At 41.7% G+C, this 14,831-nt stretch carries 17 protein-coding genes; 8 read left to right on the top strand and 9 right to left on the bottom strand.

The window, feature by feature from the left end:
- Positions 1-18 precede the first annotated feature (18 nt).
- Entirely contained in the window at positions 19-240 is a 222-nt protein-coding gene (locus tag BRC29_03155) for a DUF2892 domain-containing protein (GenBank protein PSG99099.1), read from the bottom strand.
- Positions 241-748: 508 nt separating this feature from the next.
- Between BRC29_03155 and BRC29_03150 the strand changes: the two genes are divergently transcribed.
- Together BRC29_03150 and BRC29_03145 are read left to right on the top strand one after the other, a co-directional pair.
- Positions 749-1,417 (top strand): hypothetical protein, encoded by a 669-nt coding sequence (locus BRC29_03150; GenBank protein PSG99098.1) that lies wholly within the window; start codon positions 749-751, stop codon positions 1,415-1,417.
- A complete protein-coding gene (locus tag BRC29_03145) occupies positions 1,414-1,644 on the top strand; it encodes a hypothetical protein (GenBank protein PSG99097.1) in 231 nt (76 codons plus the stop codon). Before BRC29_03150 ends, BRC29_03145 begins: the two co-directional genes overlap by 4 nt.
- Positions 1,645-1,802: 158 nt before the next feature.
- On the opposite strand, the gene BRC29_03140 is transcribed toward BRC29_03145, so the two are convergent.
- Genes BRC29_03140 through BRC29_03130 form a run of 3 tightly spaced genes read right to left on the bottom strand, consistent with a single transcriptional unit; the run spans position 1,803 to position 6,347 of the window.
- Positions 1,803-2,153 carry a hypothetical protein gene (locus tag BRC29_03140; GenBank protein PSG99096.1) on the bottom strand — a complete coding sequence of 117 codons (351 nt, stop codon included), beginning with the start codon at positions 2,151-2,153 and terminating at the stop codon, positions 1,803-1,805.
- The gene (locus tag BRC29_03135; GenBank protein ID PSG99095.1) at positions 2,153-3,976 is read right to left on the bottom strand and encodes a hypothetical protein; all 1,824 of its coding nucleotides are present in this window, start codon (positions 3,974-3,976) and stop codon (positions 2,153-2,155) included. The genes BRC29_03140 and BRC29_03135 overlap by 1 nt, the downstream gene beginning before the upstream one ends.
- Positions 3,882-6,347: a hypothetical protein gene (locus tag BRC29_03130; GenBank protein PSG99094.1), complete on the bottom strand. Its 2,466-nt coding sequence runs from the start codon at positions 6,345-6,347 to the stop codon at positions 3,882-3,884. The genes BRC29_03135 and BRC29_03130 overlap by 95 nt, the downstream gene beginning before the upstream one ends.
- 140 nt (positions 6,348-6,487) lie before the next feature.
- Here BRC29_03130 and BRC29_03125 point away from each other — a divergent pair, with 140 nt between their 5' ends.
- Positions 6,488-7,150 carry a hypothetical protein gene (locus BRC29_03125; protein PSG99093.1) on the top strand — a complete coding sequence of 221 codons (663 nt, stop codon included), beginning with the start codon at positions 6,488-6,490 and terminating at the stop codon, positions 7,148-7,150.
- Here the strand turns inward: BRC29_03125 and BRC29_03120 are convergent.
- The 3 genes from BRC29_03120 to msrA form a co-directional block, all read right to left on the bottom strand.
- Complete coding sequence (locus BRC29_03120) at positions 7,147-8,370, bottom strand: hypothetical protein (protein PSG99092.1); 1,224 nt, start codon at positions 8,368-8,370, stop codon at positions 7,147-7,149. The genes BRC29_03125 and BRC29_03120 overlap by 4 nt on opposite strands.
- A gap of 41 nt (positions 8,371-8,411) precedes the next feature.
- Complete coding sequence (locus BRC29_03115; GenBank protein PSG99091.1) at positions 8,412-9,515, bottom strand: glucose sorbosone dehydrogenase; 1,104 nt, start codon at positions 9,513-9,515, stop codon at positions 8,412-8,414.
- A gap of 478 nt (positions 9,516-9,993) precedes the next feature.
- Positions 9,994-10,509: a peptide-methionine (S)-S-oxide reductase gene (gene msrA, locus BRC29_03110; protein ID PSG99090.1), complete on the bottom strand. Its 516-nt coding sequence runs from the start codon at positions 10,507-10,509 to the stop codon at positions 9,994-9,996.
- A 69-nt stretch (positions 10,510-10,578) separates the two neighbouring features.
- On the opposite strand from msrA, the gene BRC29_03105 reads away from it, so the two are divergent.
- From BRC29_03105 to BRC29_03090, 4 genes are read left to right on the top strand one after another with little or no spacing between them, the layout of a single operon-like run.
- Positions 10,579-11,544 carry a hypothetical protein gene (locus tag BRC29_03105; GenBank protein ID PSG99089.1) on the top strand — a complete coding sequence of 322 codons (966 nt, stop codon included), beginning with the start codon at positions 10,579-10,581 and terminating at the stop codon, positions 11,542-11,544.
- A gap of 30 nt (positions 11,545-11,574) precedes the next feature.
- Positions 11,575-11,871, top strand: a complete 297-nt coding sequence (locus BRC29_03100; protein PSG99088.1) for a hypothetical protein — start codon at positions 11,575-11,577, stop codon at positions 11,869-11,871.
- A 25-nt stretch (positions 11,872-11,896) separates the two neighbouring features.
- Positions 11,897-12,256 (top strand): hypothetical protein, encoded by a 360-nt coding sequence (locus BRC29_03095; GenBank protein ID PSG99087.1) that lies wholly within the window; start codon positions 11,897-11,899, stop codon positions 12,254-12,256.
- Between the two features lie 39 nt (positions 12,257-12,295).
- Positions 12,296-12,529, top strand: a complete 234-nt coding sequence (locus tag BRC29_03090; protein PSG99086.1) for a DUF378 domain-containing protein — start codon at positions 12,296-12,298, stop codon at positions 12,527-12,529.
- A gap of 9 nt (positions 12,530-12,538) precedes the next feature.
- Here BRC29_03090 and BRC29_03085 read toward each other — a convergent pair whose 3' ends face one another.
- Positions 12,539-12,760 (bottom strand): hypothetical protein, encoded by a 222-nt coding sequence (locus BRC29_03085; protein ID PSG99085.1) that lies wholly within the window; start codon positions 12,758-12,760, stop codon positions 12,539-12,541.
- A gap of 158 nt (positions 12,761-12,918) precedes the next feature.
- Between BRC29_03085 and BRC29_03080 the strand changes: the two genes are divergently transcribed.
- Positions 12,919-13,161: a hypothetical protein gene (locus BRC29_03080; protein PSG99084.1), complete on the top strand. Its 243-nt coding sequence runs from the start codon at positions 12,919-12,921 to the stop codon at positions 13,159-13,161.
- A 28-nt stretch (positions 13,162-13,189) separates the two neighbouring features.
- Here the strand turns inward: BRC29_03080 and BRC29_03075 are convergent, their stop codons facing one another.
- Positions 13,190-14,680: a hypothetical protein gene (locus BRC29_03075; protein PSG99083.1), complete on the bottom strand. Its 1,491-nt coding sequence runs from the start codon at positions 14,678-14,680 to the stop codon at positions 13,190-13,192.
- Positions 14,681-14,831: the final 151 nt, after the last annotated feature.

The following is a 14,831-nucleotide window of genomic DNA, read 5'->3' as shown; positions in this document are numbered from 1 at the left end:
TAGAAAAATTGAGTTAGATCACTGAGCCGTGTTTATTTCTAGGAGCTCGTTTAACCTGCATTCACAGGTATAAGCTGTTCCAAGCAAACCCAGCGATAAAACTCCAAGCACTGGCGAAACCCACATCGGAGTGTTGTAACTACCTGTGTAACCGCCTAGAATTGCTAAAGCGGCAAGTCCAAAAACTGCACCAACAGCAACTCTCACCTGTTGATCCAAGCCTCCCACATTTTCTTCCATGAACAAAATTTAGCTTAGCTCCTTAAATAGGGTTTTGGACAGATTCGAAACCATAAACCTAGAAACACACCATGTTTAAACAATCCTACTGACACCAAAAACAGTGAAAGAGTGGTAGCTGGCTCCCCAAACATAGTGAATTCGCCGGTATTATTCATAGTCAAATGAAAATCTATCATGAAGACTTCAAGAAAACCATAAACTGTTTAACAGTTCTGTGTAATTACAATTAATATGCCGAAGACGATAGAGAAACCTGAGGATCGAAATGTTGAAGAGCTTTTAGAAAGATTTAAAGAGTCCGCCAGAGATGTTGTAGAAGGTCAAACCTCCAAAGTTGAAGAGGTTAAAGACCGGATTGAAGGAAAGAAACAGGATCATTGATTTTACCCGGATAAACTGTAAAAGATATGTAACCCGACGGCCTCATCCAAAACTAGAGGAAACAAATTGTTTGAAATTTCACCAAGTATTATTTAAATGTTAGAACTAACAATATTTTGTTAGAATGGCAAAAGAAAATAATAATGGTGGAAAGAATTTCTCTCAGGTTCTTGTAGCGGACTGGAAGCTTGATGTGTTACGGGAGCTTGTGGAGAGGCCTAGTTATGGATTCACTATAAAGAAGCTAAGTGAACGTGTCTCCGGCTCTTATGGATCTGTCAGAAGCTTTGTCCATAATCTTGATGAATGGAGCGCAGTAGACATGGAGAAAAAAGGGAACAGTCTAATAATAAAATACAACGAAGAGAACGCTTACGCAGGCTTGATTAAAAAACTGTTAAGAACACAGTCCGAGGCAATGGAGAAACAGGCCAGAGAATATGCAGGACATCTGAAAAAGGAAGACGAAAGGACGGATGGCCTTATCCAATCTATCATACTGTACGGCTCAGTAGCCAGAGGTACAGCAGAAATTGGTTCGGACATTGATCTTCTCGTGCTCGTAGACGATGAGATAACTGATAGAATAGGCAAAGACTGGAAAGAGTTCATGGAAAAAAGGATCGGGAATACAGAAGAAGGATCAGTCCCGAATCATATAACACACAACACCGCATTCATACCGCTAATCGAAACTGCCTCAGAGTTCAAAGAGAATCTGGAAAACGGCAGAAAATTTGAGGAAAACGTGGAAAAAGACGGAATCGTACTTGAAGGTGAAAAAATAATATGAAACCACGAGAATGTCTTAAAGAAGCCGAGATCTACCTTGAAATAGCGGAAAACCAGCTTGAAAACAACCCAAAACGTTGGAACCCCGCTATAGTTAACTGCCAGCAAGCAATCATCTCAACGATCGATGCTGGATACCTAGAGTTCATCGGCTATCTGCCAAAGGGCGGAGGCAGGGGCCATGAGCAAACATCAAAAAATCTGCAAGAACTCTACAAAAAAGAATAAATACCGGAAAGCTTCAGCGCCAATATCCACACAGTCAAAAAATGGACGGAACAAAGGAAAAGCGAAATACAGTACAAATACGCATCATGCTCCAAAAACGATGCAGAAGAAGCATACAAAGGAGCCAGGAATCTCTGTGATATAATGAAAAAGGAAATCTAAGTAATTACCTGTATAGTCAGAAAAATCAGGTTTAGGAAAGTAAGAAAAGCAATTAAGTAAGTCAGATAAGCCGTTTTCTTGGTTAATTCTTTGATATTCCAAGAATTAATTAGCAGGATGCCTTGAGGACCTAACGTATACCATTTCTTATCTTCTCCGCCCTCACCTCTAACTGGATGTTCGACCAAGTAGCCATTTTCAACTAAATCATCCTTAACGTTGTCAGCGACAATAATTTCATCCAGAACCTTTTTGCTCTTACTGCCATTAGGAAAAACACTATACAGACTCCTAATTAGTCCCTCAAAATCTTCAGGTCTGTCAAAGTCACTCATTGTCTTTGCCATCAAATTTCACCAAATTTGTCCAAGATAGAATTATTTTCATCCTCATCCACATCCAACGAGTCTAATACTACCTTAACTTCCTCCTCTGTCAGACCGTAGAGATCGAAGACGATTGCATCGATCAATTCGTCAGTCTCTTGAATCTCTTTTTCCAGTTCTTCAGCTTCTTTCCTGTTTTCAATGAATTTTTCAAGTCCATCTTCTACATCTTCTAGTCTTGGCAAAGTCAATTTTTCCAATCTGTCGACGACAGAGTTGGTTTTTGTAGCTGACTCCCTGAAGTTGGCGAAGCCGCCAGCCTCATCCACAGCTAAACTGACAAACTCCTCAATCAAAGGCTTCAACTTCTCATCCACATCAAACCTCATTACGGGCACTAACTCGGTCTCAAAGTAACCCCACTGGTCCAACTCATCTTCATCAATGTCTCCACTGTCTTCGGGCTTATAACGAGCAGAAGCCTTCAAGACTAACTGACCGTTTCTCTCTTCAAACTCAACACTTTCAATCTTCAAAGAATCACGATCAGCAGAAGTATCACTAAGAATTCTGTCGGAAAGCCCTTCAACCGGCGTGTAGAGGTCTTCGAGAGTTTTACCGTCAGAATAATTCCCAAGATAATCCAGGATGCTGAGATTGATTGAATTCAATTCCTCTCTTAACTCATTAATTTCAAATCCTAATTTTGAGAGAGCTGCTGGAATTTTATCTTCAGAGAGATTCAGATCATCGATTTTTCTACTCTCTAAAAGATCCTCTTCGTCAAAGTTCAGATCATTCAGCTCTTCTGGAACTTTCAAAGGTAATTTTTCCAGAGTTTCTATATCTGTTTGAGCCATAGTTCTGCCGTATTCAAGTGTCGTGAGAATATAGTATGAGAACAGCAAGCTGGAATTAAGATAGGATACATAGAACATCACCGGCGCTTCAACATCCGATCGAGTTACTGCTGAGTGAGTATTATTTAGATGATAAAGTTGATTATCATCGTATCCCGCAATGATTCTGTCCCCCGTCTGCCGAATCATAATCTTTTCGTCTTGTTCTACTATATCAGGATCCCAGCCTCCATGGAAAAGTTTTTCGCCTTCAGCATGTAGATAATCTCCTCCATATGACACTGAGTAAGGAAGAACTTGACCGCTGGAAATTATTCCTTTCTTCCATTTCTTTCCTTTCTTCTCTCCTCCCTTGATTTCATCTTGAGTAGTTCTTGAACGCATTCCGGTATTGATATCTAAGTCATCTTTCATCACTCTACTTGATTCACCTTCTACAGTTTCTACAAACGACTTCTGTGAATCTTCGAAGAAAAGGTGGAATCTATTTAGAGGTCGGCTATTGAAGAAGGACTGACTATACACTGTTCCTCTTTGGTCATTGTTCTCAAATTCTTCAAGCGTTTGGGCAACCTGAATTCTCATTTCATTCTCTGTTTCATTTCCTTTTTCAAAACAGTAAACAGTGTTTCTACCTGTAGTGGCATCTTCCCAAAAGTCCTCCAAAATAAGAGTTATTTCTTTAACCGAGGTGCTAGATAGAATTCTTTTCCTAATCTTTTCGAAGTATTGGCCTAACAAGTAACTATCTGGCACTATAAAACTGTTAAAACCGTCTTCAGAGCATATTTGCAATGCTCTATCCATAAAGATAGCGTAAGTACTTAGCTTGTACTGTGCAGAGTTAGGATAGGATTGGCGATAGTAGTTCTCGACATTATCTGGAAGTTCACCTGCATTTCTCAGACCAAAGCTTACCCATGGAGGGTTTCCTATTACTGCGTCGAAGCCTGTAGAAGAAATCGTGTGTGTGTGTGTGTCCACTTTCTTTTTGCTCAGCTTTTCCTTTTTGTTGGCTGAAGAATACCTTTGGGAATTCTAGTTGCCAGTGGAAGTAGTTTCTGTCTTCAGCGTCTTTCTGGGCTGATTTGAACCAGTCCATGGTTTTCATGGCGTTTTCTTCCTTGCCAATGTTTACGATGAAGTCTTCGTAGTCACTGGAGTTAGCTTCCTCCTCAAAGAATTGTCTTGTGTGGATGTTAGCGAGTTGTTGGATTTGTGTGTATAGTGTGGAGTTTTTGAATTCCTGATACTCCTGTTCCTTTTCATGGACTTTTTCTTTAGTGTCTTCTTCCATTTCCTCGATTTCCTTGTAGTCTTCTTGGAACTGTTTTTTCAGGTCTTCTGGAGAGCCTACGAACTGCCATCTGTCGCTGTCAACTCTTTTCTGTGTTTCTGTAGGATGTGAGAAGATCTCATCGAAGTCAGAACCAATTAAGCTGTTTCCGACTTTTAGGTGGTGGTCGAGGAAGGATAGCGGTTTTCCTTCAGCCATGGTTTCGATCCAGAGTGATAATTTACCGAGTTCTACTGCGAGAGGATTTATGTCAACTCCGTAGATACAGTGGCTTACGACCTGTCGCTTTACCCATACAAATTCGTTCTCTCCTTCTACTTCTTCATCCGGTATCTTTCCGTGTTCGATTAATCTTCGGGCGATGAAGCTGGTGGCTTCGGTTAGGAAGTGTCCTGAGCCCATAGCTGGATCACAGATATTCAGGTCCAGAACATGATCGAGTAGGTCTTCTGAATCGCTTTCCTCTATCTTATCTTCTACCTTCGGACCTACAGTATTTTCTACTATGTATTCAACGATATACTCTGGAGTATAATAACTTCCTGTAGCCTTTCTCTCATCGGACTCGTTGGTAAGGTATACTTCGCCTTCTCTGACTTTTTGTTTTCTTGGTAGCTCTTCGAGGTCTTTTTTGGAGTCTGAGGCTGAATTCCATTCTCCGTTTTCTAATACAAGATCCTCTTCAGCTTTCCGTAGTTCGTGTTCTAGTAGCCCTTCGTATACGCTTCCTAAGTGTCGGATGTTGAGGTCACGGTAGTCTACGAGTACCTTGTCTTCTGTTTCCTTGTCAGTGGATTGAGCGAGAAGTTCCATTATGTCTTTAACGTGGTTTCCCTGTAGTTCATATTGGGCGAGGAAGGGATGTTTTTCTTCATCGAAAAGCCCTCCATTGTAGGCTGTGATCTTGAATTCGCCGTACTGTTCTCCCTCGTTAATAGCTTCAAACAGCGGTCGGATTCTTCTATCCCAAGCCCATGTATCTTGGCTAAAGACATCGTTGTTTTCGTCTTCCAGCTGTCCTTTGAGGTATTCGAGGCTGAGTTTTAATCTGTACTTCTTCTCGTCCATCGGCATGAGTCCACGGCTCTCAGCGTTCAAGATAAACAACATTCTGTAGAGAAGAATGAGTGAAGCTCTGTGAACTTCCTCTATGTTCTCTTCTGTTTTCTCTATATCATTGGTTTCGAAGAATCCTCTGGCTGTTACCTCTAGGGCTGCATAGATATCGTCTTCTAAGTCATCTTCCAAGCCTCTAGAGTAGTTTTCCGATCCCTCGAATATTTGGTCTACGAACCCGTTCTGGCTTGGTTGGAAGCTTTCCTTCCTGAAGAATAGGTAGAAGTGTTTGAAGTTCTGTAAGGCTGTTTCTCTGTCACTTTTTTTGAGTATGTTTTCTACTATATCGATTTCGTAGAAGACATCGGCTTCACAGTCTTCGTAGCTGTATAGTCTCCATCTCTTTCCGTTGGTGAGTAATCCCCACGGTGTTCGTAGCCGGTCTACATAGTTGAAGATCTGAAATGATGGGTTCTCATGGTTGTCCATCGATTTGTCAAGTGTTCTTCCGTATTTCTTGGCTTCCCCGATTAGATAACCTTCCTCGAATTCGTTTTCACTGTCATCCGAGTCCAGCCTAGTCTCAAAGTCTTTGAAGAACAGGTAGTCTGGATTAAGGTTTCTTCCGTTCCCTATAGTCTTTGTAGGTTCGTTACTCCATTGCTTATGTCCAATTATATTGAGTACCTCATCAATCCACTCGTCCTGTGTATTATCTTCATTGGGCTGGTTCTTTAGGTATCGCTTCTTTTCATCCCATAGTTCCCGTAATTCCTCAAATTCTTGTTCTACATCGGCTTGTTTCCACTCTTCAAGGTTCTCCAATCTTTCCTTGAGGAAGTGGTTTGAGAACAAATTGTTATTGTATGGAGTTTCCGGTTCCTGCGTCAAGAATTTCGGGCCTCTGTACATGTATTCTCTGAGAACTGTTTTCAAACTTTCTTCTGGTTCTCCCGTCCAAAGTATGGATGTGGTGTTTTTCTGTTCCTCAGCTCTATCCAATACTGAAGGTTTTCTACTGGATCTTCAGTTACAGAAGTGGCCTTACCAAGGTGTCAGGACTTTCTGCCATCTATCACAGTACCGGAGCTAGCGGAATTGTTTGGTTCACTTCTTAAATAGACGGTTACAACTAAATTTACATGACCTACAAGATATCGCCTTCACGGATGAACCTGTTTTTCGAATGTAAAAGATGTTTCTGGTTGAGAGTTAACAGAAAAGTAAAACGACCGAGCGGTCCGTTTCCATCCTTGCCTTCAGGTATTGATAAGAAGGTGAAAAACCACTTTGACCATTTCAGAGACAAAGAAAAGGCTCCGCCGGAACTGGAGGATCTCGACCTTCAACTACTGAAAGACAAGGAGTTTCTAGAGAAGGCTAGGGATTGGCGAAGAGAACCGAAATGGAGAAGTGAGGAGCAAGATTTCATTTTGAGAGGTGGTGTAGACGATCTTCTGAAAGATGGAAACAAAACTGTGGTTATGGATTATAAGACCAGAGGCTATCCTCCGAAAGGAGAAAATGGTGTACCGGATTACTACAGTAGACAGGTCAACCTCTACAACCTGATATTGAGGGAAAACGGTCATCAGACTACAGACTACGGTTTGATCCTGTATTTCTATCCAGAGAAGTTTACAGAAAGCGGAGAATTCGTTTTCAACACTGAGATCAGAAGAACGAAAGTCGATATGAAGAAAGCCAAGAAAATGGTGAAAGACGCAGTCAATACTTTAGAAGGTGATATTCCCGATCACGATAATGATTGTGATTTCTGTGGGTGGAACGATGCTGAACATTAACGCAGCTTGACTTCAAATCCGAGACTCTTTTCCATCAAAGAATTGACTTTATTTCTTTTGTCTTTAATCTCCTCTTTCTTATCCTCTACAAGTTTCCTATTTCTTGATTTCTCCCTTTCTGCTTCATCAATCCTGTTCTCAAGTTCCCCTATCTTTTTCTCCAGTTTCTCTACTCTTTCCTGTATACTCATTTCCTCAAGTTCCTGTTCCAGTATCTCAATTTCCTGTTCTTTTTGTTTCAAATCCTCTTTTATCTCATCCAGTCTGGAAAGTTCTTCCCTGGCTTCCTCAAACTTCTTCTGTTTATCCTTGTCGACAATATCCTTTTCCTCCATCAGGTCGCCTGCCTCTTCAAGAACTTGGTCCAGGCCTTCAAGTTGTTTGAACTTTCTTTCAAGCATCTTCTCCAGTTTCTCATGGTTTGAGCTGAACTCGGTTTCATCATTTTTGATCGAGTAAAGAATCTTTTTCACCGGTCTTTCAGTTCTTGAAACCTCTTTTGATAGATCGGATAGTATTCTGTCTCGTTCATCCTCAAGTTTCTCAATCCGGTTCTGTTTATTCTTTTTCTCCATCCAGCCTTCACTGTTTTCAAGTTCTTTGAGATTCTCACAGGCTTCATCCAGATTCTCCTCAAGATTCTCGACAGTACTGTCCTTTATCTCTTTCTCCAGTTTTGATATCTCTTTTCTTCTTTCATCGATTTCTTCCAGAACTTCTTCCAGTTCTTCCTCCATTTCTACAGCGGAGTATTCTTTTTCCAGGAACTCCTCCAGGTTCTCTCTGTGATTGACCAGTTTCTGGATTACACCGGGAAGGTCACCGGACTGTTTCTCGATGAACTTCAGAACCTCTCCTTCTTTCCTTGACACGTCATTTACCTCCTCAACAAGTTCGTTGAACTCCTTAGAATGCTCCCGGATTTCATCAGGATCTTCAAATCTTTTCAGCATCTTCTTTCTGGTAGTATAGAAATTATCAGCCACATCTTCGACCGCCTGTATACCTTTCTCATGTTCGTATCCTTTCAGTTCTTCAAGAGAATCTTCAAACTTCCCAAGTAATTCATCGGTTTCCCGCATAAGGTTTTCCGACTTCCTTTCAGCTCTTTCTATCCCTTCGCTGTTCTCTTCTCGGTAGAAATTCGTTGCCTCAAATAGTTTGATCACTTCCTCCCTATCCGAGAAATAGTTTTTTACCCTGTCAAGTACTACTACCATTATTTTCTGATTACTTTCTCTTTACTTATTACATTTTCCAGTTACTCGAGCTCAGCGGGGTCAAAACTGATTATCCTGTCGTCGTTTTCCTGAGGCGCGCCTCTTCCGTCGGTGTTGCTGGTTGTAATATACATTCTTCCGTCAGGTCCGACAGTTACATCTCTGAGTCTTCCGAAGTCGTTCCGGAAATGAGTTTTTACGGAGACAATACTTTCCCCATCCAGTTCCGCCTGGTATAGGCTCTGACCTCTCAGACCGGTGAAGTAAAGAGATTCTTCAAGGTAAGTCACTCCTCCTGGCGCCCAAGTCTCGTCGAAGCCTGAGTGTTTTACCGGGGCTTTCATTCCCTGCCGGGTTTCATTACCTTCGATCTTCGGCCATCCGTAGTTCGCCCCTTCTTCGATAATATTGATTTCATCAGTCCCAGAGTCTCCATGCTCCGTTGACCACATTCTTCCCTCATTATCCCATGTGATACCCTGCGAGTTTCTGTGGCCATAACTATAGATTTCGTTGTCGAAAGGATTTTCGGGAACTGAACCATTCGGATTCAATCTCAAAATAGAGCCGTGGAGAGTTGAAGTGTCTTGGGCTTTCTGCTTCTCCGTCGCGTCCCCAACTGTTACATAGAGAAATCCTTCAGGTCCAAAGTCAATCCTTCCACCATCATGATAGAATGCGCCTGGAAGACCTTCGATTATAGTCTCAGGTTCCTGAACCTTGTTGTCCTTAAATCTGTATCTGACAACCCGGTTGGTCAACCCTTCCTCTGTCTCAGTTGTCTGGTAAAGATAGATGTACCGGTTCTCCTGGAAATCGGGATGTAAAGTGACTCCGAGAAGTCCTCCTTCACCTGCTTCCTGAACCCCAGGTACCTCATAGGTATCGTTGATGCCGCCGATCCTGAGTAAGTAACCTGGTCTCTCAGTTACCAGCATATCATCATCCGGAAGAAACTCTATATCCCAGGGAACACTCAGGTTTTCCGCTTCTACTGTATAGGAGACATTTTCTGCAGATACTCCTTTCTCTAGATCAGTCGGTGTGGGCTCGAAGATGGAACGTTTGATATCATCGAAAAGCAAGGCTCCCGACATCAGTAAAAGTACAGAAACTGCCACTATGCCAAGGTTTCTCGTCTTCATACAGAAAGTTTAGAGAGGAAAGATAAAAAGGATAATAAAGAGAAATGAGATTGGTCCGAATTCGTGTTCAGTGTTTTTGGTTGTAATGTCACCTCTTGGCTGGTTTTCCGGGTTTTTGTGGTGTGGAGATGGCGTCCGTTTGGTGTGATGGCAGACTTTTTTTGGATGTAGCTGACGCTATTCGTTGTTTGAAGTGTTTTGCATTGGTCTTTCACGTTGTGAAACTATATGTCCGAATTTTTTCGGTTGAACCCTTTTACCCGGGACCCACTGAGTTGTGAGCCAGGTCAGGTTTGTCCAACCTACTTATCCTGTATCAGAAATACAGGATATTCAGATTGGTGAAAGACTTATAGAAGATAGCCTTACAGCTCCTCATAGACCTTTCGAACATATTCTTCCAGGTCACGGCTGTAAGACTCATATCTCTACATTACAATCCGGCTTTTATAAAAGTTCGGGATTAATGTGTGCGCCGCTATTTTCCGGCTACTTCAGCATTTACTTTTGCAGCTTTCTTACATTCCCGGAATTCCTCATCGCTCATATCTTCAAACTGCTTGAACCTTTTGCTGTTCCTGAGATGATACTTTTGGTGGTAATCCTCAGCGACATAGAACTTCTTCATAGGTTCAACTTCCGTCTCCAAAGGACCGGCTTTTTCTTCCTCCTTCTCCAAGCTTTCCTCTGCTTTCCTTTTCTGCTTATCTGTGTGGTAGAAGATCACTGATCTATACTGCAGCTTTTTCTTTACAACTGGGGAATGAGAGTTCCAGAAAACATCCAGCAACTCCTCATAGCTAATCTCTTCAGGATCGTAATCTAACTGAACTGTCTCTGTATGATCTCCGATATCCTGGTAGGTCGGGTCGTCTTTTTCTCCTCCCGAATATCCTACTCGGGTCTTTTTAACACCATCAAGCCTTCCAAACTCTGTCTCACTCCAAAAACATCCAATCCCGAATGATGCGGTCTCAAGTTCCTCTGTTATCATAGTTAATAATTGGGTTCAATCCTTTAGAACTGTTCGGAATTCTAGTGCTGAAAACCTTTATGACCGAAAATTTTTAACTCAGAGATCCAAATTTTAGGTGTGTCTCAGGAAGACAAGTTAGCTGTAATTGCGCATGGATTTGCCGATGACTACTTTACACCTTGGTGGCGTCCTGTCGAAGAGAAATTCAACAATTGGGGCTACAAAACCAAGGAAATAGGTTTTGACGGTATTCTGAAGACAGTTGACTCACCTCAGAAGTACGCTAACCAGTTACAGGATCAGATCGATGAGAAAGTTGAGGGCCTTGAGAAACACGGCTACGATGAAGTCATTGTTGTCGGGCATTCGATGGGTGGTTTAACCACTCGTTACTTCATGGAGGAACTGGGATATGATGATCAGGTTGACAGCTTAATCACATTTGGAACTCCTCACCAAGGAACAGATATAGCAAAGCCATTCAGCGCTCTCTTCGACGGCGCTAAAGACCTCTCAACCGGAAGCAATTTTATACAGGATCTTAACCGCGACGGTGTCTCGGAAAAGGTCAACTATCTAAATATATACACAGAAGACGATCCAATGATCTCACCTTACGACAATGCAAAACTTCCCGAATCCGGTAATGTCACAAATATTGAAGTAGGGGAAAGCTTTCAGACGGAGATGGAACAAAAAGCGGCTGGTTTCATGAAAGTAGGTGTTGGTGTAGCAGATGATTTAATCGAGACCAACAAACGATTATTCAAAGACAGTCTTGAAAATCCATTGAAACTTGTAAAGCCGAATTACTGGAAAGATCTCCCGACGGTTAGAAACCGGAAGGTGAGATATTCAGGTCTTCGTTCCGAACTTCATCGGACCGAAGTACAAGACTTCCTGACCGGACATTTAGGAATGCTTTACAATGATGAAGCTTGGAAGAAAATAGCTGAATACTTAGATGAGGAAAATGTTCAAAGCGAAGACGACTTCCTTAAATCATTCATTGAGGATTCCGCAGTTTCATTGACTCGCACGGTTACCGAATAAAAATAAAGTTTGAAACATAAATGATACTTAATGTCTAAGGTTGATGAAACCGAATACAGTGAATTCTCTCGTACCAAAGTAAGAAAAACCGCGGAAAACTCTGATCATCTTCCTGACTCGTTCAAAATAATTGAATACCGGGAACAGTTCTATGCAGTAGATATTGATGGGAAACCTGAAACATTCTACGATGCATTTACCACGAATTACGATCCTTCAGAGGATGTTGAACTGGATGCTTTCGTATACAATGAGACAGCGGACGAATTCAAGGAAGTATCTGAGAACGTAGTGAATAAGATCCTGGAAGGAAGGCTTGGAATTTAAGTAACTTAGCGGAAACAGTTCTCATATGAATCTGGAGAAGATAATCCCGGATAACTATGGACAGCTTGAAAACTCTGATCTCGCGCTCTCGGAGGGAAGAATATCGAGACTGCTGAGAGAGAACATGGATGAAAAACAGACCCTTGACGGCGATGTCCCTCATGTAATCAACTGTGTTCTATCGGAGCTTCTCGACGAGATCATTGACGAGACAGCTGATGAAGGGGAGATGATGGCGAAAGTGAAAGAAGCACATGTCAGAGTAGCACTGAGAAACATCGAGATCGAGGAACAGTACTCGGCGAGAACCGAAGAATTTATCGAACAGCTGAGATCCATCTCAAATGAAATGGAGAAAACAGCAGATAAGATGGAGAAGAACTAAATCCTTAAAATAGATGTCTACCAATTGTCAAACGTAAGAATGAATGAAGTGAAATACCTCGACTGGGCAACACTAACCTTAGTTGTATTAGGAGCTGTTAACTGGGGTCTTGAGGGACTAGGAACATTCGCCCAGAAAAACCTCAACATTGTTGAGATTCTTTTAACTCAAGAACTTGGTTCACCTGAGGCTGAAGCAGTTGTATACCTGGTTATCGGACTGTCCGGCCTGTACCAAATATACTTTGGTTACGAGCTCTACGACAGCGAATAGATATCAATTCTATTCTTCTCCAGAATCTTCCATTTCCTCAACTTCAAAATCTGGTTCCTGTTCATCCCAGTCCATATCCTGGACCTCAGATGTCATGTTCATCAAGTTCTCCATCTCGTCCTGCATAGCTCCGAGCTCCCTTCCAATTTTCCACTTAATGTAAAATAAAACCGATCCCGCTCCGACTACAACACCGATCACAAATCCTCCTAAAACATCAAAAGCTGTCATACAGAAAATTGTCAATACCTAGATATTAAAGCCTGCTGATGAGGAGCGTAGAAATACACTTAATGTATTGAGAGATTGGGGAAAAATTTCAAACCTACAGAAACCGGGAATTAAGGTGGATTCGGACGGAGCCAGAAAGAATACAGCCCTGACAATGTATGGAAAAACGGCCATGGAAACACGTTGAACAATTTTTACGTCAATTTAATCACATGGAACTTGACAGGAAAACAGGTAAACTACTGTTGCTTTTCCTCACATTGAACTTGGTCTCAGCATTGGCAGGTCTTTTCGCTGTCTATTACCTAGGTGCTTTGCCGGGTCTGGCAGTTTTCTCAGTTATTATAATACTGTTGTCGCTGCTGATACAGTATCTGTATCTATCTAAACAAAATTCTTAATTCTCCCAGACAAAAGCTGACTTCAAACCTACGAAGAATTTTCATGTATGTCATTATACTCGCCTTTTACATCGCTCCAGACATCTTCAACAGTGTTTTGATCGGCTTTAACAGCATATGATTCTCCTATCCTTCCGGATACCACTACTCCTGCCTCTGCACTTTGTTCTAACGTGTTAGCAGCTCTTGATTCCAGTTTTAGTTGGTCGTAGTCAAATGCTTTGTGATTTAATATCGTATCCTTCACCGAATCCAGATAATCTGGTGTGAAAGCGATTCCTTCGAAATCAGGATTCTCAACGTCCTGTGGTCTCGTGGTGTTGAGGAACATTTCTCCCACCAACTTACTTGCAGTGCTGTAATCTAACCCTTCTACATCAGGTTCTTGACGGTTAAACCGTAGTGGATGCCAGTAGTTGTCGTTAACTTCTTCAATTTGTGGCTCCAAAGGATCACCATTGTAATCTACTATACCTTCCTGATATAGTTTCTTTCCGTTCTCACTTGTTGCTCCATCCTGTGGCTCTAGAATACTGTCTATCTCTGCGTGCTCTGGCAGGTGAATAGAGTTTTCGGCCTTGGTATGGATTACATCACCCCATTCGTAGGGATTTTGAGTTTCGTCAAATGCTCCCGGTTCCGCCCTCGGTTGTACAAACTTGTAGCTTAAAAAAGCAGCTTGGTCGTTATCATATTCAGCAGATGGATTTGACTCTATGAGAAGAGTATCGTTATTTGATCGGTCTATCCCTATCATTGCCTCATATCTGTTATCTTCGTCTCTAGGAGCAACTTCGACAGCATAGGTACCTCCTTCCTTAACTTCATACATCCGGATAGGGAATATATCAATTTCAAAGTCATGATGCTGCTGAACTCCTTCTTGCAGCAGAGGTGCAAACCTGTCACTATGCTCTGGTATTGGGCGTTCTGGGAGTTTGTCATTCTGCCATCTGTTCATATAAGGGTGAAGCCAATTGAGTGCCTCTTGGAGAGTTTGTGAGCTTTTAAATGATTGTTTTTCAGTTACCTCGTTAATGCTGAAATCTTGTCCTTCAGGCTTATTGAACCAGAATCGTTCGTAATCATTTGGGCCGTTGCCGGTTTCTGTATATCGGTACGGATATACTGTTCCGACGGGTTCTGATTTTAATCTTTCCGTGTATTTCTCTTCCTGATCTAATGATTCCAGCCACGTAGAGAATGTAGGGTAATTATCTAGTACTCGATCTATCTCTTGACGATGTCGGTTCTGAAAACTGCTATCCAGATCAAACTGATTTTGGGGTTTTTTATTGTAACTATAGACTGAGTCCTCTTGATCATTAATTTGGAGAAACTCCGTTTTTGACCCTCCTGAATCTGTTGAGGTGTCTGTCTGACTTTTGTCTGTTTTTGTTGTTTGGTTGTCATTTGGATTCTTTCTGGAAGGAGAATCACATCCTGATATCAATGTTGCGCCTGCCGCTGTAATTCCTTTTAGAAATTTTCTTCGAGTTTTATTTGGAGTATCCGGCATAACAACACAAACTTGAAACATACATTATTAAAAAAGTGTTGCTAGGTACAGGTAACATCAAGCTCAAAGCATTGTTAGCACCTAGCTTATTTATTTGAGTATAAAGTAGTTTGGAGCATGACCCATTATCTTAGAAGGCTATTCTTTACTT

This window comes from Nanohaloarchaea archaeon SW_7_43_1 (assembly GCA_003009795.1).
Classification (GTDB): domain Archaea; phylum Nanohalarchaeota; class Nanosalinia; order Nanosalinales; family Nanosalinaceae; genus SW-4-43-9.
This window is presented reverse-complemented; position numbering and strand designations above follow the sequence as displayed.